The 26,515-nt window shown below is 37.3% G+C and carries 13 protein-coding genes, 1 pseudogene and 1 riboswitch; of the genes and pseudogenes, 4 read left to right on the top strand and 10 right to left on the bottom strand.

The features are described from left to right. The first annotated feature begins 124 nt into the window (after nucleotides 1–124). Entirely contained in the window at nucleotides 125–2,551 is a 2,427-nt protein-coding gene (gene metL, locus ACFFHK_RS06500) for a bifunctional aspartate kinase/homoserine dehydrogenase II (protein WP_382370730.1), read from the top strand. A 171-nt stretch (nucleotides 2,552–2,722) separates the two neighbouring features. Beyond that, a riboswitch (glycine riboswitch) is annotated at nucleotides 2,723–2,822 on the top strand. A gap of 95 nt (nucleotides 2,823–2,917) precedes the next feature. Further along, the gene (locus ACFFHK_RS06495; RefSeq protein ID WP_382370728.1) at nucleotides 2,918–4,294 is read left to right on the top strand and encodes an alanine/glycine:cation symporter family protein; all 1,377 of its coding nucleotides are present in this window, start codon (nucleotides 2,918–2,920) and stop codon (nucleotides 4,292–4,294) included. Nucleotides 4,295–4,360: 66 nt separating this feature from the next. Here the strand turns inward: ACFFHK_RS06495 and asnB are convergent, their stop codons facing one another. Continuing rightward, nucleotides 4,361–5,944, bottom strand: coding sequence for an asparagine synthase B (gene asnB, locus ACFFHK_RS06490; protein WP_382370726.1), 1,584 nt, complete (start codon nucleotides 5,942–5,944; stop codon nucleotides 4,361–4,363). 203 nt (nucleotides 5,945–6,147) lie between these two features. Here asnB and ACFFHK_RS06485 point away from each other — a divergent pair, with 203 nt between their 5' ends. Then, nucleotides 6,148–6,429: a hypothetical protein gene (locus ACFFHK_RS06485; RefSeq protein ID WP_382370724.1), complete on the top strand. Its 282-nt coding sequence runs from the start codon at nucleotides 6,148–6,150 to the stop codon at nucleotides 6,427–6,429. Between the two features lie 68 nt (nucleotides 6,430–6,497). On the opposite strand, the gene ACFFHK_RS06480 is transcribed toward ACFFHK_RS06485, so the two are convergent. Next, nucleotides 6,498–7,088, bottom strand: coding sequence for an FMN-dependent NADH-azoreductase (locus ACFFHK_RS06480; RefSeq protein ID WP_382370722.1), 591 nt, complete (start codon nucleotides 7,086–7,088; stop codon nucleotides 6,498–6,500). Between the two features lie 130 nt (nucleotides 7,089–7,218). On the opposite strand from ACFFHK_RS06480, the gene ACFFHK_RS06475 reads away from it, so the two are divergent. Then, nucleotides 7,219–8,085 carry a LysR family transcriptional regulator gene (locus tag ACFFHK_RS06475; protein WP_382370720.1) on the top strand — a complete coding sequence of 289 codons (867 nt, stop codon included), beginning with the start codon at nucleotides 7,219–7,221 and terminating at the stop codon, nucleotides 8,083–8,085. A gap of 50 nt (nucleotides 8,086–8,135) precedes the next feature. Here the strand turns inward: ACFFHK_RS06475 and fruA are convergent, their stop codons facing one another. The 8 genes and pseudogenes from fruA to ACFFHK_RS06435 form a co-directional block, all read right to left on the bottom strand. Next, nucleotides 8,136–9,824 (bottom strand): PTS fructose transporter subunit IIBC, encoded by a 1,689-nt coding sequence (fruA, locus tag ACFFHK_RS06470; protein ID WP_382370718.1) that lies wholly within the window; start codon nucleotides 9,822–9,824, stop codon nucleotides 8,136–8,138. A gap of 3 nt (nucleotides 9,825–9,827) precedes the next feature. Next, nucleotides 9,828–10,766: a 1-phosphofructokinase gene (gene fruK, locus ACFFHK_RS06465; RefSeq protein ID WP_382370716.1), complete on the bottom strand. Its 939-nt coding sequence runs from the start codon at nucleotides 10,764–10,766 to the stop codon at nucleotides 9,828–9,830. A gap of 1 nt (nucleotide 10,767) precedes the next feature. Beyond that, nucleotides 10,768–11,931, bottom strand: coding sequence for a fused PTS fructose transporter subunit IIA/HPr protein (gene fruB / locus ACFFHK_RS06460; protein ID WP_382370714.1), 1,164 nt, complete (start codon nucleotides 11,929–11,931; stop codon nucleotides 10,768–10,770). 251 nt (nucleotides 11,932–12,182) lie between these two features. Further along, on the bottom strand, nucleotides 12,183–13,415 hold the full coding sequence (locus tag ACFFHK_RS06455) for a beta-barrel domain-containing protein (protein WP_382370769.1): 1,233 nt from the start codon (nucleotides 13,413–13,415) through the stop codon (nucleotides 12,183–12,185). A gap of 93 nt (nucleotides 13,416–13,508) precedes the next feature. Continuing rightward, entirely contained in the window at nucleotides 13,509–15,668 is a 2,160-nt protein-coding gene (locus ACFFHK_RS06450; RefSeq protein ID WP_382370712.1) for a type I secretion system permease/ATPase, read from the bottom strand. Nucleotides 15,669–15,683: 15 nt separating this feature from the next. Further along, complete coding sequence (locus tag ACFFHK_RS06445; RefSeq protein WP_382370710.1) at nucleotides 15,684–16,937, bottom strand: TolC family protein; 1,254 nt, start codon at nucleotides 16,935–16,937, stop codon at nucleotides 15,684–15,686. Between the two features lie 281 nt (nucleotides 16,938–17,218). After that, nucleotides 17,219–17,416: pseudogene (locus ACFFHK_RS06440) on the bottom strand (IS481 family transposase); the annotation flags it as partial. A gap of 238 nt (nucleotides 17,417–17,654) precedes the next feature. After that, a complete protein-coding gene (locus tag ACFFHK_RS06435) occupies nucleotides 17,655–26,507 on the bottom strand; it encodes an Ig-like domain-containing protein (protein WP_382370708.1) in 8,853 nt (2,950 codons plus the stop codon). Between the last annotated feature and the right edge of the window lie 8 nt (nucleotides 26,508–26,515).

Here is a 26,515-nt window from a genome sequence, read left to right as displayed (position 1 = left end):
ATGACAATCTAGCCTTAAAGACATCTAGATTGCTTGATTGCTATAAATTTGTTGTGCTGAGTTATGCTTGGATTATGTTAAAATATGCAGCGTTTTATATATCGCCATTGAAAGGAGGTCTGAGATGCAGATGGTTTCACGTTATCAAGTTCATAAGTTTGGTGGAAGCAGTTTAGCGAATGCAGATTGTATTAGAGGTGTTGCTTCGATTATCCGAAACTTTAGTAAAGAAACCGATATAATTGTGATCTCGGCGATAGGTAAAACAACAAATTTATTGATTGAATGGGTTGAGGCATCTCATACTGATACAGTAAGTGCTAACCGAATTTTACAAAACCTACGCCATCAATATCTCTCATTAGTGAATGCCTTATTAAATGATCCAGAAGATGTTGTGCAATCTTTTACCGATGATGTTTTTTATTTATCTGCATTGTTGGATAAACCATTTAGTGAGGCAATTTATGCCGAAGTTGTTGGGCATGGAGAAATTTGGGCTACGCGTTTAATCGCCGCGTATTTAAATCAGCAAGGGATCTCTGCTGTCTTTGTTGACGCACGAGATTTTATGATAGCTGAACGTACAGTGTTACCTAAAGTACGTGTCGCACCAAGTAAACGACGTTTACAGCCTATTTTGTCAGCATACCCTGATAAACGCTTGATTATTACTGGTTTTATTAGCCGAAACTCAGAGGGCGAAACAGTCTTATTAGGACGCAATGGTTCAGATTATTCAGCTACGCAAATTGCTGGGCTCGCAGACATTCATCATGTAACCATCTGGAGTGATGTAGCAGGCATTTATTCTGCAGATCCACGTTATGTAAAAAATGCGACTTTGCTACCGTTAGTACGTTTAGATGAAGCTAATGAGTTGGCAAGATTAGGGGCGCCTGTATTACATAGCCGTACTTTAGAGCCTGTGAAAGAATTTCAGTTGAAATTACAATTACATAGCAGTTTAAAACCAAATGATGGGACAACTCGTGTTGAACATATTTATTCTTCTTCTGCACAAGGGAAGATAGTTACTTTTCATAATCAAATTGGCTGGATTGAACTTATCATTCCACAAAATCAACTATTACATAGTTGGCTGCAACGTTTCCATTCATGGCTACAGGAACATCAATTAGAAGCATTAGTTGAACAATTTGTTGAAAGCACGCGCACATTACGTTTGGTTTATACCAATGAATATATTGATACCGTATTTATGCAATTTAAACAATTACCCTTGATAACTGATTCAATTTCAATTCGCTATGATTTAGCTTTATTGGGTATTGTTGGGGCTGGTGTTTGCCAAAATTCATTACAAATGTTGCGTTTTTCACAAATGTTGAAAACACAGCCAGTAGAATTTATATGTCAATCTGACAGTAATATCAGCGTTGTAGCTATTTTACGCCAAGCCGTTTCAAGAGAATTATTGCGTAATGTACATGATGATCTTTTCAGAGCACATAAAACAGTTGGATTAGTTGTATTGGGCAAAGGTGAAGTTGCAAAAACGTGGGTGAACCTTTTCCGTCAAGAACAAGAAAAAATTGCAGCCCGTAGTCATTTTGATTTTTCACTCATTGGTATTATTTCTAGTCAAAAAGCATGGCTCGATTATCAAGGATTATTACCACATATCAAGGAAAATCATTGGGATAATCAGTTTGCACAACATGGTCGAGAGCTTGTGTCCGAAGAACTGTTACAATGGCTGAGCTTACACCCTTTTGATGAGCTAATCATCTTAGATTTTACTAATAGTGATGAAGTAGCAGCACATTATGCAGATTATGCTAAGTATGGCTTCCATGTAATTAGCGCAAATAAACGTGCCGCTGCATTTGATCTTGATACTTATCACCAAATTGAAGCAGCATTTCTACAATCAGGAAGTCATTGGTTATATAACGCCACGGTTGGTGGTGGCTTACCTATTAATAATATTGTGCATGATTTAGTCGAAAGTGGTGATACGATTTTATCAATCGAGGGGACATTTTCGAGTACGCTAGCTTGGTTGTTTTATCAATATGATGGCACAACGCCTTTCTCAATGTTACTTGAACAAGCGTGGCAACAAGGAATGACTGAACGAGATCCACGAGAAGATCTGTGTGGTTTAGATGCATTGCGCAAATTACTGATTGTTGCCAGAACAGCTGGATATGATTTAGATCGTAGTGCAATCAAAGTTGATTCTTTTCTCCCCCAATCAATGTTAACGCTACCGTTAACAGAATTTTTTGAACAATTACATGAAATTGATCCTTTAATTCAGGAATATTACCATGATGCAAAAGAGGAAAATGGCACATTGCGTTATGTAGTACGTTTCTTGGCAAATGGGCAATCCAAAATTGGTTTAGAAATTTGTGGACAAGATGATCCTATTAGTCGAGTGTTGCCAGGCGAAAATCTTTTCCTAATTAAAAGTCTATGGTATCGCGATAATCCATTGGTAATTCACGGACCAAGTGCTGGGGTAAAAATGACAGCGGGTGCAATCCAAGCGGATTTAAATCGATTAGTGAAATTATTATAAGAAGATAAGCTAGATCAGCTTGAGCTGGTATAGAGAACTTGTTAAAATTCCGCTCGTTTTCAACTCAAGTTTGGAAACGAGTTCGGACGAAGGTAGCTGGAGAGTAGAGAATTGACTCTACGCCGACGAGGTAAACTCTTTCAGGCGCTGTTTACAGCATGGACTGTTACTGGACGAACCCTTGGAGAGATCCGTTTTAACACGGACGCCGAAGGCGCAAAAAAGTCAACTGACTTTTGAAACGCTCAGGCAAAAGGACAGGGGCAGGAAAGAAATTTTTCATTTCATATTTATCGTATTTTTACGATATTTTTCTTCTATTCTTTTCTACGCCTTGTATTTAGTATTGTTATTTACGAGGAAGTCATGAGTTTTAATCAGATATTAGCTGTAATAGACGGTTTTATTTGGGGACCGCCGTTACTTATTTTGTTGGGTGGTATAGGCATCTATTTCAGTTTTCGCTTAGGTTTTTTACAAATTTTGGCATTACCTCGAGCATTAAAATATCTTTTTCAAAAAGGGAATTCAGGTGAAGGTGATGTATCCGCATTTGCAGCATTATGTACTGCATTATCCGCAACGATTGGAACAGGGAATATTGTTGGTGTAGCAACAGCTATCCAAGCTGGTGGACCAGGTGCTATTTTCTGGATGTGGATTGTGGCGTTTTTTGGCATGTCAACCAAGTATGCAGAATGTTTATTGGCGGTGAAATATCGTACAAAAGACAAAAATGGATTTATGGCTGGTGGTCCAATGTACTACATTGAACGCGGCTTAGGGATCAGATGGTTAGCAAAATTATTCGCGATTTTTGGTGTATTAGTAGCTTTGTTTGGTATTGGGACTTTTCCACAAATTAATGCAATTACCCACGCAATGAACGATACTTTTGGCATATCAACTGTAATTACTGCTGTCATTATGACAGTATTGGTTGCCATGATTATTCTTGGTGGTGTAAACCGCATTGCTGTTGTTTCGTCATTAATTGTGCCATTTATGGCTGTACTATATGTTGGTACTTCTATCATTATTTTAATCTTAAATTGGCAAATAATTCCTGATGCATTGGCATTAATTCTGCACAGTGCATTTAATCCTGAAGCTGCGTTAGGCGGTGTAATGGGGTTTACGGTACTAAAAGCGATTCAATCAGGCATGGCGCGCGGTATTTTTTCTAATGAATCAGGTTTAGGTAGCGCTCCGATTGCAGCTGCAGCAGCACAAACCGAAGAACCTGTTCGCCAAGGGTTAATCTCTATGACAGGCACCTTCTTTGATACGATTATTGTTTGCACAATGACTGGATTAGTGATTGTTGTAACTGGGGTATGGCAATCACCAAATGAAGGGGCTGCAGTAACAAATTTAGCCTTTGCACATGGTCTAGGTCATAGCATTGGGGCAACGATTGTAACGATTGGGTTACTCTTCTTTGCCTTTACGACTATTCTTGGGTGGTGTTATTACGGAGAGCGCTGTTTTGTCTATTTAGCAGGCATTAAAGGCATTAAAGTATTCCGTACCTGCTTTATTTTATTAATTGCTGGTGGCGCCTTTATTAAATTAGATATTATTTGGAGCTTAGCTGATATTGTTAATGGTCTAATGGCAATACCTAATTTGATTGCGTTAATTTGTTTGCGTAAAGTGGTCGTTGCTGAAACAAAAGATTATTTCGCACGTTTACGTATATCCAAAAAAGATCGTGATGAAAGTGTGCTGAGCAAAATTTAAGGGAAAATTAACATTAAATTTAAAAATGCGTGGGAGAAACCACGCATTTTTTTATCCTAAAAATTTTTATTTACCACTATCCCCATAGTTACCTAGAACACGTGCACTAGGATCGTTGACATTACAGCCTTCCCATTCCTTGTTTGGCATCCAGAAATCTTTAATCCAATGACTTTGTCCTGGGTAAAACTTCTCAAAAATATCACGATAAAGTAAAGATTCTTTAGTAAATGGCGTAGCAAAAGGGTATTTTTCTGCGGCTTTTGCTAAATCTTCATCACTATATTTACTTTCTGCATAGGCTTTTAAATGATCAACCATTGAATGCCCAACAGCATCACTAAATGCAGCTTTTTCACGATAAAGAATGCTATCTGGTAAATACTCTGTTCCCTCAAAAGCACGGCGTAATAAATACTTACCTTTGTTATAAACATTCATTTTCTTTTCAGGATTGATGCTCATTGCATAATCAACAAAATCAATATCCCCAAATGGTACGCGGGCTTCTAATGAGTTAGCTGCTAAACAACGGTCAGCACGTAATACATCATACATATAGAGTTCACGGATACGTTTTTGTGCCTCTTTTTGGAATGCCGCCGCATTTGGTGCAAAATCCGTATATTTATAACCAAAAATTTCATCGCTCACTTCACCCGTCAACAGGACTTTTAGATCTGTCTGCTCGTGAATATATTTACAAATTAAGTACATACCAATACTGGCTCGAATAGTAGTAATATCCCATGTTTCTAAATGCCAAATCACATCTTCTAGTGCTGCGAGAACTTGTTCTTTGGTCATAATCACTTCCGTATGCTCTGAACCAAGGTAATCCGCCACCTCTTTCGCATATTTGAGATCGATTGGATCAGTATCCATTCCTACAGCAAAGGTTTTAATCGGCTTATTTAAATGTTTTTGCGCAATCGCACAAACTAATGAAGAATCTAAACCACCACTTAGCAAGAAACCTAATGGCGCATCAGAGTGTAAACGTTTAATCACTGCCTTTTCTAATTTGCTACGCAATGTGCTGGTAATGGTATCTAAATCTTGATCAAGCACAACTTTAGGATCAGCAATATCGTTATAACAAATAAACTCACCATTGAGATAGTAATGCCCTGGTGGGAATGGGTGAATATCACGACACCAATCAATCAATCCTTTCGCTTCTGAAGCAAAAGCAATCTCTCCCGTTTCTTTATCATAACCATAAAACATTGGGCGGATTCCTATCGGATCGCGACCTGCAATTAATGTTCCAGTATTACTATCCTTTAAAACTAATGCAAATTCGGCATCTAACATTTTCATCATTACATCAACTCCAACTCGTTGATATAACGGAATTAATACTTCGCAATCACTACCTGAATGGAAAGGATAGCTTGAGGATAAAAGTTGTTTTAATTCTGCGTAATTGTACACTTCACCATTACAAATAAGCGAAATTCCCTCATATTGGAACGGTTGGTTACCTTGTGAGCTCAAATCCATAATTGATAAACGATGGAAGCCCCAAGTTGCTCCCGCTGCATAAATGACAGCTTGATGATCTGGTCCACGATGAAAAATATGATCGAAACTACGTTTAAACGCTTCTGATGGCTGTGCTGAAGCTGAAAATACAAATCCACACATACAAAAAACCTCTTTTGTTATAAATTGAATTATTTCTCGCTAGTATAGATAAAAAATATTTTTTATCTACCATTTTTAATAAAAAATAAGAAATTTTTTATAATAAAAATTATTTATATAGATTTTATTTAAAATTAACAGCCATTTCTTGAATTTTATTAAGTTTATTCCCATAAAATAGATCATTTTTCATTGGTGATTACATGAGTTTTCGTTATAGTTACGTCCACGTCATCTCATTCAACAAAGGAAAAAATATGCTTTCTTGTCCAAATTGTGAGAAAAAAGTCAATGAAGAATTAACCCATTGCCCTTTTTGTCAAACAGCGTTACATGACGAAGCAGCTAAACAAGTTTATCAACAACGTTTAACACAAGACATTGCTCATCGAAAAGCTATGAACAAACAAAATGCAAAAGTACAGATTATATGGTTTATTATTTTTGCTATTGTGATTGGCGCACTACTTTGGTGGAAGAATTAGGCATTTTGATATTCCATTTGTGTATGGAATATCAAAAATACATTAAAATTTTTTGAGGTATTTAAACGTTATTTTAAAATTTCATCAATTCGTGCAGAAGCTGCTGAGATGGCGTCTTCAGCTTTATAAGCTAAACCCTCCGCATAAATAAACTCAACATTTGATAAGCCAACAAAACCAAGAGTTTGTTTTACCCAAGGGCTTAACGTATCAAATTCGGTCCCTACATACTCACCACCACTCGTAACGAAAGCAAATACTGGAACATTTGGTAATAATCCTTTTGGACCATTTTCGTCATATTGGAAAGTAACGCGAGGGCGAGCAATATAATCAATATAAGTTCTGAATGTTGCAGGCGTAGTAAAGTTATAACGTGGTAAACCTAAGACAATATAATCTGCATTTCTTAATTCAGCGATTAATTGTTCTGATAGTGCAATAGCATTACGTTGCGCTTCAGTATCAGTAACACCAGCACGCAAAGCTGCCACAGTTTCGCTATTTAGCAGCGGTACTGGATTAACCTCTAAATCACGCTCAACAATTTGAACTTCAGACCATTTTGCTTTGGTTTTGGCAATGAACTGATCAATAAGTTGATTAGAAAAGCTATTTTGTCCATTTACAGAAGTACGTAAAACGAAAACATTACTCATAAAATTCCTTAAACTTGATAATAAGTTAATTTTTTATTTTGTTAATTAAAAGGTAACCAAGTATATTTATTTCAAGATTGGAAAACTATATCGTTTATAGAAAAGTATTTTTTCTTAATAGGAAATAATTATGGATACCTTACAGAGTATGCGCATTTTTCGCCAAATCGTGGAAAGTGGTAGTTTTAGTAAAGCCGCTGAGAAAATGGATCTATCGACCTCCATGGTGAGTAAACACTTATCACATCTTGAGCACTATTTACAAGCAAAACTTTTACATCGCACCAGCCGAAAGCTCAGTTTGACAGAGATGGGAGAACAGTATTATCAACGTTGTGTGATTGCGTTGGACGACTTAGAGGAAGCTAAGCAGATTGTGAGTCAAGGTACCATTCACCCACAAGGTACACTCAAAGTAACCATGCCTGTATGGTTTGCAACACGCTCCTTTGCAGAATTATTAGTCGAGTATCGACGACGTTATCCGAAAGTAAACTTACAGCTCTCCTTAGACAATCATCGTGTAGATTTAGTTGGACAAGGTTTTGATTTAGCATTACGCGTAACCACCCATTTATCAGAAAATTTGATTGCCAAACCTATTGCGACCATCGCCTTTCATTGGGTAGCCAGTCCACAATATTTAACTCAATTTGCTAAACAGTCAGATCAGCTATGGGAACAGCATAAAGGATTAGTGCCAACCTATACCCCTCTTCATCACCCATTTACGGATACGATTGCCAGTGATAATACGTTAATGCTTTATCAGCTTGCCTTGGCTGGACAAGGGGTAGCGTATTTACCTGGTTATTTATGCGAAGAGGCATTACAACAAGGAACATTACAGATTATTCCTCATCCAGCAAACCGTAAACATACCTTATATGCAGTTTATATGAATCGAGAATTTATGAGTGCGAAAGTGCGTAGTTTTATCGATTTTATGGCAGAGAATTTTCCGCAATGCAAAAATGAGCCAGAATACCAATTTTAATTCGAAAAAAAGGCACTATCAGTGCCTTTTTCATGAGCACCTAATATAGGTTACGCTGTTAATGCTTTTGGTTTAATTGCAGCATACAAGACGCCAGTAACTAAACTACCAGCTGCGATAGCAACAAGATAGAGTAAGACTGGTTGAATAGCACCTGGAATTGCTAATACGAAAATGCCACCGTGCGGTGCCATAAGCTGCACGCCAAACAACATTGATAATGCACCAGTAATTGCACCACCTAACATACAACTTGGAATAACACGCATTGGATCGCGTGCCGCGAACGGAATTGCTCCCTCAGAGATAAAACATAGACCAAGTACAAAAGAGGCTTTACCACCTTCTAACTCATTGGCAGTGAATTTTTTACGTGCAATAAAGGTTGCGATACCCATACCTAAAGCAGGCACCATACCCGCCGCCATAACTGCTGCCATTGGTAAATAAGAAGAGGAAGCTAATAAACCTACACCGAATGTATAAGCAGCTTTATTCACTGGACCACCCATATCAAAGCACATCATTGCACCGAGGAGAATACCAAGTAAGATAGCACTGCCTGATTGCATTCCTTTTAAGAATTCAGTCATACCGTTCATTACCCAAGCAACAGGACCACCAACGATATAGATCATAATTAAACCGACAGCGAGTGTTGAAAGGAATGGAATAATTAAGATTGGTTTTAGGGCATTCATAGTTTGCGGTAATTTCACATGCTCATTAATTGCTTTTGCAATATAACCAGCTAAGAAACCAGAAATAATACCACCGATAAAACCAGCACCTAAAGAACTCGCTAACATACCACCCACAAGGCCTGGAGTTAATCCAGGGCGGTCTGCAATAGAGTAAGCGATATATCCAGATAGAATTGGAATCATTAAAGCAAAGGCACTACCACCACCAATTTTCATTAATGCTGACGCTAAAGTTCCTTCTTGTTTAAAGGCTTCAATTCCGAATACGAAAGATAATGCAATGATCAAACCACCAGCAACCACCATTGGCAACATATGAGAAACGCCCGTCATTAAATGACTATAAATGCCTTTTTTCTCACCTTTCTCTTTATTATCTGCTTTTTCGGCAACCGCTTCTTTTTTGTAATGATAGGTTTTCGCTTCTTTGAATGCTTTATCAAATTCTTGTGCGGTTTTCTTTAATGCTAAACCAGTTGAAGTATGATACATCAATTTGCCATCGAATTTACTGAGATCAACATCAATATCTGTAGCAATAAAAGCAAGATCTGCAGCAGCAACATCTTCAGCCGAAATAAGGTTACTTGCACCAACTTGACCACGGGTTTCCACTTTCACATTCCAACCTTTTTGTTGGCAGTAAGTAGAAATCGCTTCTGCTGCCATAAAAGTATGTGCTACACCTGTTGGGCAAGCAGTAATTGCAACAATATTTAATGGACGATCTTGTGCAACAGGTGCTTCTGATACGATTTCATCAGTTGCTTGATAAGTAGTAGCAGTAGCAAATGCTTGTTGGAAAGTAGTTTCAGGTGCATTGAATGCTTGTTCAAATGTAGTGAGATAAACTTTTTTACCTGATAATACTGGGGTGTTATTGATTTGTTGCCCTAAGACAATCACAAGTTCAGCATCTTGTAATTGGGTTACAACTTGATGATTTTGTTGGGCAGCAATTTTTGCCAACATTTGTTTTAATAAGAATAACGTCGCATTGCCACGTTTTTCTTGAGAAAGTAGAGCGATATTCATAAATTATTCCTCAATTTTGCTAATCTTAACTTGGTCAAGTAATTGGTTTAATGCTTGTTTATCGGCAACACCAACATTACTTTGGGATACTGCCATCGCTGATACAGCAGAGGCGAAGCACAAAGTTTCTTCTTGGGATAATTGTTGTTGCGTACCATAGATAAGTCCTGCCACCATAGAGTCGCCTGCACCTACTGTACTGACAACATTGGTACATTTAGGTGGTTGTGCTTGTAATACGCCTTTATCGCTAATCCAAAGAGAACCTTCTGCTCCCATAGAGATAATGACATTCGCAATGCCTTGTGCATGTAGCTGTTTCGCAGCAGTAATAATATCTGCAAGCGAATTCAATGGCTTACCGATCCAGGCTTCTAATTCTCGATGGTTTGGTTTGACTAACCAAGGAGAGGCTTTTAAACCAGCGGTAAGTGCTGCATTACTGCTGTCTAATACCACTTTAGTTTTTTGTCCTAATACAAGTAACCATTCTTTAAAGGCTTCAACGTCCACACCTTTGGGTAAACTGCCACAAACTGCAACCAGATCGTAATCCTTTGCCCAAGCGAGAGAGTCTTGAACAAATTGCTGCCATGCTTCAGTAGAAACTTGATAACCTAAGAAATTTAAATCGGTAACATCCGCTTCAGTTTCGGTAATTTTGACATTAATTCGAGTTTTACCAGCAACACGTTGAAAGCGATCTTCTAAGCCAAGTTGTTGGAATAACTGAATAAAATCGCCTTGATTATCTTGCCCTAAAAAACCACTTACGGTAACAGGTAGATCTAAATCATGCAGCACTTTGGCAACGTTAATCCCTTTACCCGCAGGGTAAATACCTAAGGTTTCAACAGTATTTACCTCACCGAGTTGGATTCTTGGTAATCGTCCAACAAGGTCAAATGCTGTATTGAGTGTAATAGTCGCAATACCTGGCATATTATTCTCCTAAGCCCGCATTAATGGCTTCACCAATACCTTTTAATGCTTGTTCAGCATCTTCACCTTCAGCAACGAAACAGAGGCGTTGACCTTTAGTGGTACCTAAGCCAACAACTTTCATCAAACTTTTTGCACTGACAAATGAGGTATCACGATCAAGGTTTTTCACTTGAATAGTAGATTTATATTTTTTCACTTCATTAATTAAGACCGCAGATGGGCGAGCGTGTAAACCATGTTCATTCTTGACGATAAAAGTTGCCTCTAATTGACCTGCTGCTGCGTGAGTAGCTGTTTTAGTATTTTCAGCAGACACATCAGTTTTGTTTTCACTGCTAGTTGTAACTTCAACGACTTGTCCTTGCAATGCCGCTTTTACTTGTTCAACATTGCCATTTAACAATGCTTGTTGACATTGAGGATCGAGTAAATTAACTAATAACTCATCAACTTTTTGATCAACACTTGCGACAGTGACTAATGCAGCAATTTGTTTATTGTTATGTTGAAAGGCTTTTTGTGGACGAGCAACAGCAATTGCATTTTTCTTATTACCTGAAGCACTATCATTTACCCAAATGCCATTACCGATTGGTAATGCAGCAGAAATAATGACTTCACTTACAAATTGACTATCAACTGCAGCAGCTTCTTGTAATTTTGCGGCGTTAATTGCAGTCAATGTTAATAGACTATTAGTATCAACATTTAATGAAATTAAAGTGGAATCAACGATACTGGCATTAAATAAATTAATAAATAATTGTGGATCAGTCGTTTTTGCTAATTTTTCAGCAATATCTTCATCACCAAGTAAATGAGTTAATTGACGTAAAATAGCAAGATGTTCATCTGATTTTGCCGCGATTCCAATGACTAAATATGCAATGTTGTCGTCACTCCATCTAACGCCATTTGGAAATTGGAAAATTTGTACTCCAGTTTGTTTGACTAGGTGACGAGTATCCAACGTTCCATGAGGAATAGCGATACCATTACCCAAAAAAGTTGATGTTTGTTGTTCACGAGCAAGCATACCTTGTAGGTAGCCTTCTTCAACTAAACCCTTGTTAATAAATGCTTGAGCTACTGCTGTGATGGCTTGTTGCTTGTCATCAGCTTTTTCACCTAGATGGATGTCGTTTTCGATTAAATTAAACACGAGGACTCCTTAGATTGTTGTCAGTCATAAAAAAATCGACTAATTTTAACCCAATTTATTGGGGGAGTAATAGGAATCTTGAGGAAAAAATCAGTTTTTTGATTAAAGAGGAGGTTTTAGCTAAATCGTTTTAGATATACCATTATTTATTCTAAATAAGTAGTATAAAGGGAGCAAATGCTCCCTCTGACTATTAGCAAACCTATTATATTTCATTGTAGGTGGGTTTATTAGACGAGATAAATAATAATTTATCTTTCTTGTAAAGCTTGCTTCATCCGTGTAATTGGTTTGATAAGATATTGGAAGACAGTTTTTTCTCCTGTTTTAATATCTACAGTTGCAATCATACCTGGCAATACAGGTAATTCATTCCCATTTTTATCAGTTAAATGACTACCTGAAGTACGAATCAATACGCGATAAAACGAGTTATTTGGATTTAAATTTAAGTCGCTTGCTTGACGTTTGTCTTGTAGTGTACTTGGACTTAGTAACGTTACTACCCCATCTAACCCGCCATAGATAGCATAGTCATAAGCACTTAATTTTACGACAGCTTTCATACCAGGGCGAATATAAGCAACATCTTTAGGATTAATATAGGCCTCAACCAATAAATTATCCTCTACAGGAACAATTTCCATAATATCCTGACCAGCAGAAATCACGCCACCAATCGTATTTACACGGATATTTTTCACAATTCCTTTCATCGGTGCACGTAATAAAGAACGTTCTACAGGATCCGCTCGTGCAGCGAGATTTTCTTTTGCTTGATCAAGATCTCCCTGAATACGAACTAATTCATTACTCGCATCAGTAATATATTTATGTTCACGCTCTGAAATTTGTAATGCCATATCGTTTGCAGATCGTTTCATACGAAGCAATTCAACTTGTGACACTGCTCCTTTAACTACCATAGGTTCAGTTAATGCTATTTCTGAATCAAGTAATGCTTTACTTTCACGAAGAGTTCTTAATGCTTCATTTAGAGCATCTTTTTTTGCTTGATAAACCCCTTTTTCACGTTCATGCATTTCAGCAGGAATAGTATCGGGAAAAACTAATGGTTTACCAGAAATTTCTGCTTTTAACCGAATTGCAATTGCTTCTAAGTTATCTACTTTGGCTTGTGTTTCACGTAAAATAGCAGAAGTACGAGTATCGTCTAATTTTAGCAAAACTTGCCCTTTTTCGACTAAATCGCCTTCTTTTACCAACATTTGGTTCAATATACCAGGATCTAAACTTTGAATAATTTGCTCACGGCTATTTGGAATAATTGTCCCTTGTCCACGAGTGACTTCTTCAATCTTACTAAAATAAGACCAAGTCAAAAAAACAACTAAAAATGCGGCTAATAACCAAATCATTGCAAATAAACCTGTATGTTTTTCCTCTTGCAATGCTGCGTGTAAATCATTTAAAAGGTGAAGATCTTTATTAGACACTTGTTCACCTGAGTTTTTTACTGACATTGTGGTAGAGGCTTGTGTAGGATTTACCACTTCAGTTGTTGAAGTGCTGTGCTCTTTATTTTGTTGTTCTTGTGTCATCACTTTAATCTCACACTATGCTTGATTTTCTTGTTGTGTTGTAGATGTATTTTGTGCTGGTGAGGCAGAAAGTTTTTTCAGGACTGCCTCTTTTGGTCCATCCATAATTACTTTTCCGTTATCTACCACAACAATCCTATCAACTAACTGTAAGACTTGTGGTCGATGAGTAATTACAACTAAGGTTCTATTCTGTAACCATTGTGCCAATCCAATTAATGCTTGTTGTTCGTGGAATTGGTCTAATCCAGTAGTTGGTTCATCAAGTAAAACAACCTTAGGATCTTTTAAGGTCATTCTAGCTAAAGCAACGGCTTGTTTTTGCCCACCAGATAACCCCATACCGTTTTCTCCCAATTGCATATCTAAACCACGAGGATGAGATTGGATAAGCTCCAATAAGCCAAAGCGTTTTAAAGACTGTAATAATATTTGATCAGATGGAAAAGAATCCATTCTGCCAATATCCAGATTTTCTCTTAAAGTTCCTAAAAATAGACGAGGATTTTGTTCTAATAATAAAACCTGATTGCGTAAAAAATAGGGATCGAGCTGTTGTAGATTGATGCCGTCTAACGTGATATTTCCTGTCGTTGGTACATATAACCCTACACCGAGTTTTAATGCAGTAGATTTACCACTTCCAATTTTCCCCAGAATGGCGACTTTTTCTCCTGGACGAATTGTTAAATTAAAATCATCTAATGCTAATTGACTGTCTTGTTGATATTTAAAACTTACATTTTTAAACTGTAAGTGTCCTGAGACTTGTTTCAAACTAATGTAATCCCGATCGGTAGATTTATCGATAGGTTTCGAAACAATACTATCTACTCCTTTTAAAGCTGTCCAAGCTTGTTGAAAACGGGTAGCTAATCCTGCGATTTGACCTAATGGTGCTAAAGCACGTCCCGATAAAATGACAGAAGCAATTAATGCCCCCATTGTGATTCGAGAAGTCGTATCATCACTATGAATTAAATAAGTTCCGACAATTACAAGAATAACTGTATTAAGTTGTTGTAATGCGATCATTATATTGATTACAAAGTTACTAGTATCTTTTACCTTGATCGAAGAATAAGAACTTTTGGCTGTATAGTAATCCCAACGCTTTTGTGCCCATGACATCGCATTATTATTTTTAATTGTTTCTATCCCTTCAATCGCCTCGACGACCAAACCTTGGCGTTGAGAAGATTCACGCATGGACTCATTAATTGCTTTTGCTAAAGGAAATTGTGCAAAAATGCCAATAATGATCACAGTAGGAATAATAATTGCTGGTACTAAAGCAAGCTTTCCGCCAATAAGTGCGATTACACCAATAAATAAAATCAGAAATGGTAAATCAACAATAGTTAGTAAACTTGCACTCGTTAAAAACTCACGCACTGATTCAAAATCACGCAAATTATTTGCATATGAGCCAGATGAAGCAGGACGATCTTGTAAACGTAATGCCATCACACGTCGAAATAACATAGAACTAATAATTAAGTCGGCTTTTTTCCCCGCAATATCAGTTAAATGTCCACGGATCATTTTTGCCATAAACTCAAAGAAGATTGCAATCACTACTCCAATACTTAATACCCAAAGTGTCTCATAAGCTTGGTTCGGAATTACGCGATCATAAACATTCATTACATAAAGTGAACTAATTAGTGCTAATGAATTAATAATGAAAGTTGCCAAGATAACTTGGTAATAATATTTCTTAAAACGCCAAATAATTTTAAAAAACCAAGTTTTAGGTAAGGCATATTCAGGTAATTCAGAACGAATATCTTTAGCTAAACGCGGTTTCATAAACCAACAATACCCAAGATATTTTTCTATTAACTCCGCTTCGCTAAGTTGTGAAGTGAGATTATCTAGTTGTGTAATTGAATAAACTCTTTTCCCTTTTTCATCTTGTGTAATATTTGTAATAACTACTGCTTCTTCATTATGTAGTAATGCCAATACAGGCAAAGCAAGAGAAGGAATTTCGTGTAATGCACGTTGTGATAAATGATTATCGAATCCTTCACTACGTAAATATTCGCAAAGTACAGAAAAATCAATACTATTACCTGTACGGCGGATAGAATGCGTTGCTAGAGTTGGCACAGATAATGGAGAGCCAAGTAATTGAGTCATTAAAGCAAGGTTTTCAATAATAAGTTTCATAATATGATCTAAAAATTAGTTTAAATTTGCTGCCCAATGGAAAGTCATTCCTTGTGAATAGAGATAATCTAAATAAGAATGACGGAATTGATATTCAGTAATGACTTTACTGAGTTCAGCATTTAATAATTCATTTTCTGCATTTAACAGATCAAGTAAAGAACGTTTCGCAATAGAAAATTGTAATTTATAAAATTGAGTGACTTCATAAAGAGAATTAACTTGATTAGAAAGTGTTTTAATTTGTTTACTATATTCATCTAAATTAATTAACGCATTTCTTGTTTTCTCTTGTAGATCTAAAATAGTCTTGTTTAAACGATTTTTTTCTGCATTTAATAATTGTGCTTTTTCCTGCACACTGTAAGTGTTGGCCCGATTAAACATATCCCAAGAAATAGTTAAATAAACTTGGCGATCATCTTTTGTCACTTGTCCAACTAAGTCTAATTTTGGATAACGACTTGCTTTTTCGGCTTCTAAAGTCGCATAAGCTGTTTTTATGTTAGCATCTGCTGTTTTATAAGAAGGATGTAAACGTTGAGATTGTGAAAAATGCTTTTTTAGTATAGTTGTTGTCATTGAATGAAAAGGATCTTGTAAACTGGTTCGACTGAGCTTAATACCAGAATAGCGCTGTAATTGACTTAAGGTATCTTGAAGATCTCGCTCAGTGGTATTCATCTGCTGCTTAACAGCAAATAAACGTGCTTGTGCTTGAACAAATTCAGAACGTCTGCCATCATCATTATCAGCAATAGCACCAATTTCTTGAATAATAGTTTGTAAACGAGCTAATCCTTGAGACTGAGCTGCTAAAGTATCGTTATATCTTAATGCTAATAAATAGAGTTCTGTAATACGATAAGCTAGATTTTCTCTTGTTTCGTCATATTTATAGTGCAAAGATTCTTCATTTGCGACTGAGGCTGAAATTTTCTTCTCAACAGCCCCAAATGAATAGATATTCATTGAAGCTGAAACGCCAGGTGTAAACTTTGGCTGATCAGTATTATTATTTCGAGAGTACTCTTCTAATGATTGTCGTCCAAATACTGAGAGTGTTGGATAATGACCTGAAATAGCTTGTTCAGTCTGATTATGAGCTACCATTGTATTTGTTTTTGCTTCAAGTAATTCTGGATCGGTAGCAAAAGCATTATTTAAAATTTGTTTTAATGTAAATTGATCATTTGCATAAATATTATTTGTACTAGCTAAAGAAAATATACAGCTAATCAATGAATGAATTAAGAACCGTTTTTTCATATATATGCTCCACTTAGGTATTTATATTAATTTTTATAGCATCTTAATAAAAATAAATTCTTAACTATATAGTAAAAATTACAGAAATTCTTATGATAATAGCTATTGATAAAATAGGTAATTTCTATTTTTTGCAAAATTTTAACATTGTGGAAGAAGCTATATTGGAAAAGGATGGGTTTTAATTGTAGAAGATCAAGACTAATCTGACAGCTGACAGTCCTCCGTTTTAAATTACCGTGCCTGTCAGATTAATTTGAGTTTAAATTCTTTTCCGCCTAAATACACTTTCCATCAAGTAATGTGCTATTGGTGTTCTTCATAGCGGTTTTTATTGTATATAATTTGGCAAACGCCACTTTACTATAAGTGTCAATAAAGATTTGTTGGTAAATTCTCCCCACGCCTTTGATATTCCCAACATAAAATGTATCTTGTGACCCCAAATAACCAAGATGTGCTGTGTCGATTTCGTCACAAACCATCTCAACTTATTTTTTATTATTGCCTAATTTAACTCCTCTTGGCATTGTGAACAATCTCCTGTCATAAGATTAAATTAGGCAATGATAAATTATCATCAATTATAACTCCTTTATGTTATCAACTATCCTAACGTTACTCAGTAAATATTCAGAGCTTTTAATCAGATCAAAATTATTTACTACAATATAAATTACATTCAAATAAAAAACCCTCCTAACGGAGGGTTTAAACTTATGCAATAATACCAATTAAGTTTTTATCTACATACACAGTTACACCATCAATAGTTTGATATCGATAAGCATCTACTTGAGTTATAGTCGTCTCTTTTACTCCCAATAACTCATTGTTATTGTCTGTATCGAATATCAAATCTTTCATCAATACTTTTCCGTTCTCTGGCAAAGTAAAGGTTGTGGTCGTGCTACTCTTAGTTGATTTATCTAAGCCCAAAATCTGATTACTTGATTGAACCAATGCCCCATCTGAATTTAGGTATTTTGCACCATCTGTACCATAAATCACTAAATCCTGCGATCCTTTATTTTGGTTAAGATAGTTATAAAAAGATACCTGATTAGCTGTACCATTTAAATTTAAAAATTCTAAATTTTTAAGATTTTGCATAGCAATTACTGCTGAACCTCCATCTGAAAAGGTTGAGTTTGAAGCAATACGTAATACATCCGTACCAGATCCAAAGTCAATAATTGTATTTGAAGCAGAGGATAAGCTAGTATCTAGTTGGGTAGAACTCGGGTTTGCTTTAAGGTCACCATAAATAACGAGTAAATCATCTCCTGCCCCCATATGAATTCTATTAGAATTACCTATACGAGTGGTATAAATAGCATCGTTGCCATCAGCCATATCAATATAATTCTCAGTGGTTAAACCTTGGTTATAAGCAGTAATAATGTCATTGCCAGGCCCCATACCTACATAAGTATTTTTCATATTAGCCGTATTTTTGTTATAAACATCAATAACATCATTTCCACTGCCTCCGTTGATAACAACTCCTACCTCACCCGTAAGATCGGATTTACCTGCATCGAAGAATTTCACGTCAACAGGCACAAATGCTGCTGTCGAGAAATAGTCATTACCACTACCTAAACTTATTGTAATAAAATTGGGATCATTGCTTTTACCATTATCTGTAGTTTTTTCTACATAAATCACATCATCATTATTACTGGCTTTATTAGCACTACCTGCTTGATAAGTTTGCAGTTGCCCATTATATACATTACTATCTCCAGGATAAGCATTATCATTCCCGTGAGAATACCCTCCTTTATTATTTGGGCCTCCGCTTTCATTAAGGTTAGTTGATAAACGGATTAAACGAATAATTGGTTCAACAGGCCTTGTTTTATCTGTATCTGTAATTGCTACTCCATTATTTTTCAAATCAACAATTGTTGCTGTTACATTATGGGCTATACCGATATCCAATTCATCAAGGGAGTTACGCCCTGTTAAATCTTTAATCCCTGGAATGGTAATCGTCCAATTTCCATCATTTTGAATAACATTACTGATTCCGTAGGTACCAAAGGTTTTACCATCAATACTAATAGACACATAACGCCCCGCTGCATTGGTTGAGGTTCCTGATATTGTCAAGCCTTCATATTTAGCATTATTATCAATAATTGCATAATCATTTGCATCAGTGCCTATAGGATTTTGAGAATAACCGTTAATTGTTGTGATATCAACCGTAGCTGTCATAGCTGTTGTTACCACATCTATATCCGTAGCTGTTGCTCCATATTCACTAGTAACCGTTGCTTTGAATTGATATGTTCTACCTTGAGAGAAACCAAAGTTTTTATCAAGATTGATTGTCCAATCACCATTAGTATCTGTTGTTGTAGTGTAAGTTTTCACAACACGTGTTGGGGCATAAGTTCCATCAGCCTGAACTGATAATCCACTCTTCGCTTGTTCAATAACTTCTAAGGTTACTGTTTGACCTGCTCCAACATCAGTTTTACCTTTTACAGCAAAACCATTTGCATTGTCTGAATCACTGATAGAAGCATATTGGTTTGTATCGCTATTATCAGTAAATGCAGCTTCTGATTGGGTTTCGCCAGCAATTTCAGTAATATCAATTTTAGCCGTTAAATCAACATTACCTGTACCACTATTACTATTTGCTTCATTACCTGCCGGATCTTTTACTTTAGCAGTTGCTGTGTAATCTCCAGATGGTAAGTTGCTATCAGGCACAACGCTATAATTGCCTTCACTATCTGTTGTCGCCGTTACAGTCTGTGTAGAACCACCATTATAAGTAATGGTTACGGTAACCTCTGTTCCTGGCTCAACACCTGTTACTGTTCCTGTAATGGTTGGTTTTGGTGTTTTGCTCGTTGCTGGTACAGTAATACTAATAGTTGGTGCCGTGGTATCTACTACGGTTAAGTCAATATCAGTATTGGTATTACCTGCTTTATCTGTCGCGGTTGCTTTAACTTGATATGTACCATCCGTTGCCCAAGTTGCATTGGCTGGAACATCGACAGTCCAAGTACCGTTGTTCACAGGGGCAGTATAACTTACGCCATTACCAATTTGCCCACCATTTTCTTTCAAAATCTCAATGATAACGTTTTCAACACCAGTTTCAGTAGAGCCTTTAATGGTAAAGCCAGCTTCTTTTTCTGCTTTATTCACATAGGAATATTTATCAGTATTTCCTGTATCGCCTGTACTAGGCTGATCATCACCAGCAATATGGTTGACATCAATCGCTGGTTTAGTGAGATCTGCGTTTACTTTATCCGTATCACGCCCTTCATTACCAGCTTTATCACTTACTGTCGCAGTAAAGTTGTAGGTTTTGCCATCTTCAATCCATGCCTCATTAGCTGGCACATTGGCAGTCCAAGCTCCATTAGCTACTTTTGCTTCATAGGTTGCAACAGGGTTGCTAGCATCATCTGTGTTATACACCTTGATACTCACTGTCTGATCATTTTCAGCATCAGTCGTTCCTGAGATAGTAAAGCCACTAGCTTTATCTGAGCTGTTAATATAAGCATAACTATCATCATCGCCTTGATCATCACCAGATTGGCGTTCTCCTGCAATCTGATTAATATCAATCACTGGAGCTGTGGTATCAACAGTATAATTTTTCGTTCCTGTACCTGTTGCAGGGTTACCTGATGGATCAGTAACGGTTGCCGTTGCTGTTACCGTTTGAGGGTTTGCACTAGCCAATTCGCTACCATCGACTTCAACACTGAAGTTACCCTCGTTATTGCTTACGCTAGTAACCTTAGCTGGGTATCCTTTACCGTTAACGGTTACTGTAACATCATCGCCCACTTTAACATCAGGACTATTTACTTTACCTGTAATGGTAACTTTACCGCTACTTTCCGTTTTATTCACAACATTATCTTCAGTAACATTATCAACCATTACGCTCACTGTTGGAGGCGTTAAATCTGTTGCCGCAGTGCTATCTGAATCTTCTGCTGTGTTACCTGCTGTATCTGTTACAGTCGCTGTAAAGGTATAGACCGCTTGATCTTTGATCCATTCTTGGCCAGCTGGAACTTGCATTGACCAACTTCCTCCTGACACTGTAGCTATATCCGTGTAAGTTGCCACAGTTAAGCCACCAGAATCTTGTACAGTAACTGTTACTTTTTGACCATCTTCAGCATCTGTTGTACCCGATACTTTAAAACCATCTGCTTTATCTTTGATATTGATTGTGGCATAACCATCTTTATCCTCAGAACCTTGGTCTTCACCTGCAATATGAGTAATATCAATCGTTGCCGTTGTATCCACGGTATAAGATTGTTCTCCGCTACCTGTGCCTTCATTACCCGCTGTATTGGTTACCGTTGCTGTCGCTGTAACTTTTGGTGTAGAAGCATTTTTCAGCTCACTACCTGATACCGTAACCTCAAACTCTCCTTGACCATCAGTAACCTTCTTAACGCTGGTTTCATGTTTATTACCGTCAACAGTTACCACCACTTTGTCCCCAACTTTCACATCTGGACTAGTGACTTTACCTGTAATCGTAATGTTATCTTCACTTTCAGTTTTATTTACCACATTATCATCCGTAATTTTATTCACTGTTACGGTTACATTTGGTAGGGTTAAATTAGTTTCTGCTGTTTTATCAGGATCTTCTGCTGTATTACCCGCTTTATCCGTTACTTTAGCTGTAAAGGTATAAACTGTTTTATCAGTAATCCAAGTTTCATTAGCTGGAACATTCACTGACCATTTACCACCCTCTTCAACTGTCGCTGTGTAACTTGCCACCCCGTTTGTGCCGTTTGAAACGGTTACTGTAACAGTTCGACCTTGTTCTGCATCCGTTGTTCCTGATACTTTAAAGCCGTTATCTTTATCAGTCTTATTAATCGTTGCATAACCATCAGCATCTGCACCGCTCTGGTCTTCTCCGGCAATGTGATTAATATCTATCGATACGTCTTTATCAACCGTATAGGTTTTTGGCGAACCTGGTACTTTACCTTTATTACCTGCTTTATCGCTAGCTTCAACTTCCACTTCAATTTGTTTATCGCTGTCATTCTCTAACGCTGAACCTGGTACTTTAATTGTAAAGTTACCGTCTTTATCGACTTTACCTGTATATGGATTGTTATTAACCGTTACTGTTACTGTATCACCCTCAGTAAATTCACCTGTTACTTTACCAACCACTGGCACTTCTGGTGAATCTGCCTCTTCTTTGTTGATGACATCATCATAGCCTACTGTGGTAATGGTTACTTGAGTAGTATCACTATTTGGTGGAGTGAGATCTACCACTGTTAAATCAATATCGGTATTGGTATTACCTACCTTATCAGTTGCTGTTGCGATAACTTGGTATGTACCATCTTTTACCCAATCTGCATCAGCTGGCACATTGGCTGTCCAAGTTCCATTTTCAACTGTTGCCGTATAGGTTACGCCATCACCGATTTTATCGCCATTCTGTGTGCGAATTTCAACAATAACACTCGATACATCTGTAGCATCAGTAGAGCCTTTAATTTCAAACCCAGTTGCTTTTTCAGTACTGTTCACATATGAATAGTTATCTTCATTACCGCTATCCGCTCCTACTTGCTCATCTCCAGCAATATGAGTTACATCAACTGTAGGAGGTGTAATATCCACGTCATAATCTTTTTCTGTTGTCGCTTTACCCGGATTACCTGCTTTGTCTGTAACTTCAATTGTCGCTGTTACTTTCGGTGGCTCTGCGCCTGATAACTCTTGACCTGGAACCTTGATACTAAAGTTACCCTCTTCATCTACTTTACCTGTATATGGGTTGTTATTAACCGTTACAGTTACCGTATCGCCCTTATTAAACTCACCTGTTACTTTTCCTGATACTGGGATCTCTTTACCTGACTCTTCCTGATTAATAATATTATCTGGTGTAATAGGGTTTAAAGTAATGGTGGTCGTATCATTACTTGGTGCCGTTAAGTCAGTTTCTGCTGTCTTATCTGGATCTTCCGTTGTATTCCCTGCTTTGTCTGTTATTTTCGCTGTAAAGGTGTAAACGGTTTTGTCTGTAATCCAATCCTCATTAGCTGGAACTTGCATTGACCAACTTCCTCCAGCCACTGTAGCTGCCTCTGTGTAAGTTGCCACAGTTGAGCCAGCAGAATCTTTTACAGTAACTGTTACTTTTTGACCATCTTCAGCATCTGTTGTACCTGATACCTTGAAACCCTCTGTTTTATCTTTGATATTGATTGTGGCATAACCATCTTTATCTTCAGAACCTTGGTATTCACCTGCAATATGATTGATATCAATCGTTACACTGGTATCAACTGTATAAGTTTTCGGTGTGCCTTCTACAGTAGCCGTATTTCCTGCATCATCGGTCGTCGTAATGCTTATTTCAATGGTCTTATCATTATCTTCTACCAATTCTTTACCTGGAACATTAATAGTAAAGTTACCGTCTTTATCGACTGTACCTGTATATGGATTGCCATTAACCGTAACTGTTACTGTATCGCCCTCTTTAAACTCACCTGTTACTTTACCAACCACTGGCACTTCTGGTGAATCTGCCTCTTCTTTGTTGATGACATCATCACCGCCTACTGTGGTAATGGTTACTTGAGTAGTATCACTATTTGGTGGGGTGAGATCTACCACTGTTAAGTCAATATCGGTATTGGTATTACCTGCCTTATCAGTTGCGGTTACTTTAACTTGGTATGTACCATCTTTTACCCAGTCTTCATCAGCTGGCACATTGGCAGTCCAAGTTCCATTTTCAACTGTTGCCGTATAGGTTACGCCATCATCACCGATTTTATCCCCATTCTGTGTGCGAATTTCAACAATAACACTCGATACATCTGTAGCATCAGTAGAGCCTTTAATTTCAAACCCTGTTGCTTTTTCAGTACGGTTCACATATGAATAGTTATCGGTGTTCCCTGTATCTTTCCCTTCTTGTTTATCATTAGCAATTTCAGTGGCATCAACTGTTGGTGGCGTGAGATCGATTTCACCATTACCATTATCTGTTCCTGTGTTACCGGCTGGATCTGTAACCTCAACGGTAACATTATAGTTGCCCTCTGGTAATTCATTTGGCACTTCTACACTATAAGAGCCATCAGGGTTAACTGTGGTCGTTACTGTTTGAGGATTATTATCTTTATCTGTAATCGTTACAGTTATAGTTGATCCCGCTGGTGCATCTGTTTTACCAGTAATTTCTGGCGTTGTATCCTTAGTTGTTGAAGGTACATTAACCGTTATGTCTGGTGGGGTGAGATCTATTTCACCATTACCCTTATTTGTTCCTGTGTTACCGGCTGGATCTGTAACCTCAACGGTAACATTATAGTTGCCCTCTGGTAATTCATTTGGCACTTCTACACTATAAGAGCCATCAGGGTTAACTGTGGTTGTTACTGTTTGAGGATTATTATCTTTATCTGTAATCGTTACAGTTATAGTTGATCCCGCTGGTGCATCTGTTTTACCAGTAATTTCTGGCGTTGTATCCTTGGTTGTTGAAGGTACATTAACCGTTATGTCTGGTGGGGTGAGATCTATTTCACCATTACCATTATTTGTTCCAGTGTTACCGGCTGGATCTGTAACCTCAACGGTAACATTATAGTTACCCTCTGGTAATTCATTTGGCACTTCTACACTATAAGAGCCATCAGGGTTAACCGTAGTCGTTACTGTTTGAGTATTATTATCTTTATCTGTGATCGTTACAGTTACAGTTGATCCCGCTGGTGCGTCTGTTGTACCAGTAATTTCTGGCGTTGTATCCTTGGTTGTTGAAGGTACATTAACCGTTATGTCTGGTGGCGTCGTATCTACAGAATAGTCACGATCGGTTTCTACTGGAATTTTCGTACCTGTTTTATCTGTTACCTCTACTGTAGCAGTAACTTTAGGTTGGTCTGCCTCAGCTAAATCTTTACCTGGCACATTAACAGTAAAGCTACCGTCTTTCTCGACTGTAGTTGTAAATGGTTTATTATTCACCGTTACCGTTACTTTATCACCCTCAGTAAATTCACCTGTTACTTTACCTGAGATTGGAATATCTTGTTGAGATTCTTCTTTATTGATAACATCATCTGGTGTAATTGGATCAAGCGTAACATTCGTTTTTACAACTTCATTACCTTTATCTTGCGGTTTATTGCCGTCTTTATCCACACCTTTATTACCTGCCGGATCTTCTACTTCAACCTCCACATCATAGTTGCCTTCAGGTAGTGGATTAGGTACTTTAATACTATAGTCGCCATTTTCATCTGTTTTAGTCGTTACAGTTTGAATATGACCATCTTTATCTGTAACAATCACGGTGACCGTTGTTCCCTCTGGCACGTCCGTTACATTACCTTTAATCGTAGGGGTTTTATTACCTGTGATATCGGGTGCATCAACAGTAACGGTAGGAGGCGTTGTATCAACAACCGTTAAATCAATATCGGTATTGGTATTACCTGCTTTATCGGTTGCAGTTACTTTAACTTGATATGTGCCGTCATTATCTGTCCAACTCGCATTCGCTGGCACATTGGCTGTCCAAGTTCCATTATCAACAGTGGCAGTATAGCTTGTACCTGTTGTCGTTCCATCTTCTTTTAAGATTTCAACTACAACGGTTTTAGTATCTTCCGCCGTGTTACCACTGATTGTAAACCCGTTTGCTTTCTCTTGTTTGTTCACATAAGAATAGTTATCAGTGTCCCCTGTATCTTGCCCTACTTGTTTATCATTAGCGATTTCAGTGGCATCAACTGTTGGTGGCGTGAGATCTATTTCACCATTACCATCATTTTTTCCAGTGTTACCAGCTGGATCTGTAACCTCAACGGTAACATTATAGTTACCCTCTGGTAATTCTTTTGGTACTTCTACACTATAAGAGCCATCAGGATTAACAGTAGTGGTTACTGTTTGGGTATTACCTTCACTATCCGTTATGGTAATAGTAACTGTTGAACCTTCAGGTGCATTCGTTTCTCCCGTAATTTCAGGAGTATTATTTTTAGTTGGATTAGGAACAACAACCGTAACATTAATCGCAACCCCTGAATCGCTATGATTAACTTGTATCCCTGCGGCGAGAGGCAATAAAGCTAATAACCACCAAGGTGAAAATGCCCATAGATTACTAATTGGATCTCCTCCCAATGCTTGTCCTGCACTATTCCCATCGGCTAATAATGTAACGGCATCTGTTTGTAATGTACTTTCAGGAACATAAGGATAAATTTGACCATTTTCATATTGACCAACCAATAAGCAATCATTATTTTCTTGATTATAATAATCTTCAATTATCAAGTCTGGTTGCTCAATATCACTCCCTTCAAATGCAATAACTAAGTCATCACCAACTCGCTTCGTCATAATATTTTCTGGGGCAAATTGTGTTTCTTCATCAGTGAATTGATAATGTACTTTAGCTTGTGCTTTGATTTTAATTAATTGACCTTTTTCTAATTTTAAGGTCTGAATGGTTTCTTTGCTGTTATTAATATTTAAAATGATTGTTTTTGACATTTCTATAT

The organism is Gallibacterium trehalosifermentans, from assembly GCF_042433055.1.
GTDB lineage: Bacteria > Pseudomonadota > Gammaproteobacteria > Enterobacterales > Pasteurellaceae > Gallibacterium > Gallibacterium trehalosifermentans.
Note: the sequence above shows the minus strand (reverse complement) of the source record. Positions and strands in the feature narration are given on the sequence as shown.

Excerpts from the sequence above, each read along its gene's own strand:
- metL (WP_382370730.1), top strand. The coding sequence starts at position 125 with ATGCAGATGGTTTCACGTTATCAAGTTCATAAGTTTGGTGGAAGCAGT.
- ACFFHK_RS06495 (WP_382370728.1), top strand. The coding sequence starts at position 2,918 with ATGAGTTTTAATCAGATATTAGCTGTAATAGACGGTTTTATTTGGGGA.
- asnB (WP_382370726.1), bottom strand. The coding sequence starts at position 5,944 with ATGTGTGGATTTGTATTTTCAGCTTCAGCACAGCCATCAGAAGCGTTT.
- ACFFHK_RS06485 (WP_382370724.1), top strand. The coding sequence starts at position 6,148 with ATGAGTTTTCGTTATAGTTACGTCCACGTCATCTCATTCAACAAAGGA.
- ACFFHK_RS06480 (WP_382370722.1), bottom strand. The coding sequence starts at position 7,088 with ATGAGTAATGTTTTCGTTTTACGTACTTCTGTAAATGGACAAAATAGC.
- ACFFHK_RS06475 (WP_382370720.1), top strand. The coding sequence starts at position 7,219 with ATGGATACCTTACAGAGTATGCGCATTTTTCGCCAAATCGTGGAAAGT.
- fruA (WP_382370718.1), bottom strand. The coding sequence starts at position 9,824 with ATGAATATCGCTCTACTTTCTCAAGAAAAACGTGGCAATGCGACGTTA.
- fruK (WP_382370716.1), bottom strand. The coding sequence starts at position 10,766 with ATGCCAGGTATTGCGACTATTACACTCAATACAGCATTTGACCTTGTT.
- ACFFHK_RS06455 (WP_382370769.1), bottom strand. The coding sequence starts at position 13,415 with ATGTCAGTAAAAAACTCAGGTGAACAAGTGTCTAATAAAGATCTTCAC.
- ACFFHK_RS06450 (WP_382370712.1), bottom strand. The coding sequence starts at position 15,668 with ATGAAACTTATTATTGAAAACCTTGCTTTAATGACTCAATTACTTGGC.
- ACFFHK_RS06445 (WP_382370710.1), bottom strand. The coding sequence starts at position 16,937 with ATGAAAAAACGGTTCTTAATTCATTCATTGATTAGCTGTATATTTTCT.
- ACFFHK_RS06435 (WP_382370708.1), bottom strand. The coding sequence starts at position 26,507 with ATGTCAAAAACAATCATTTTAAATATTAATAACAGCAAAGAAACCATT.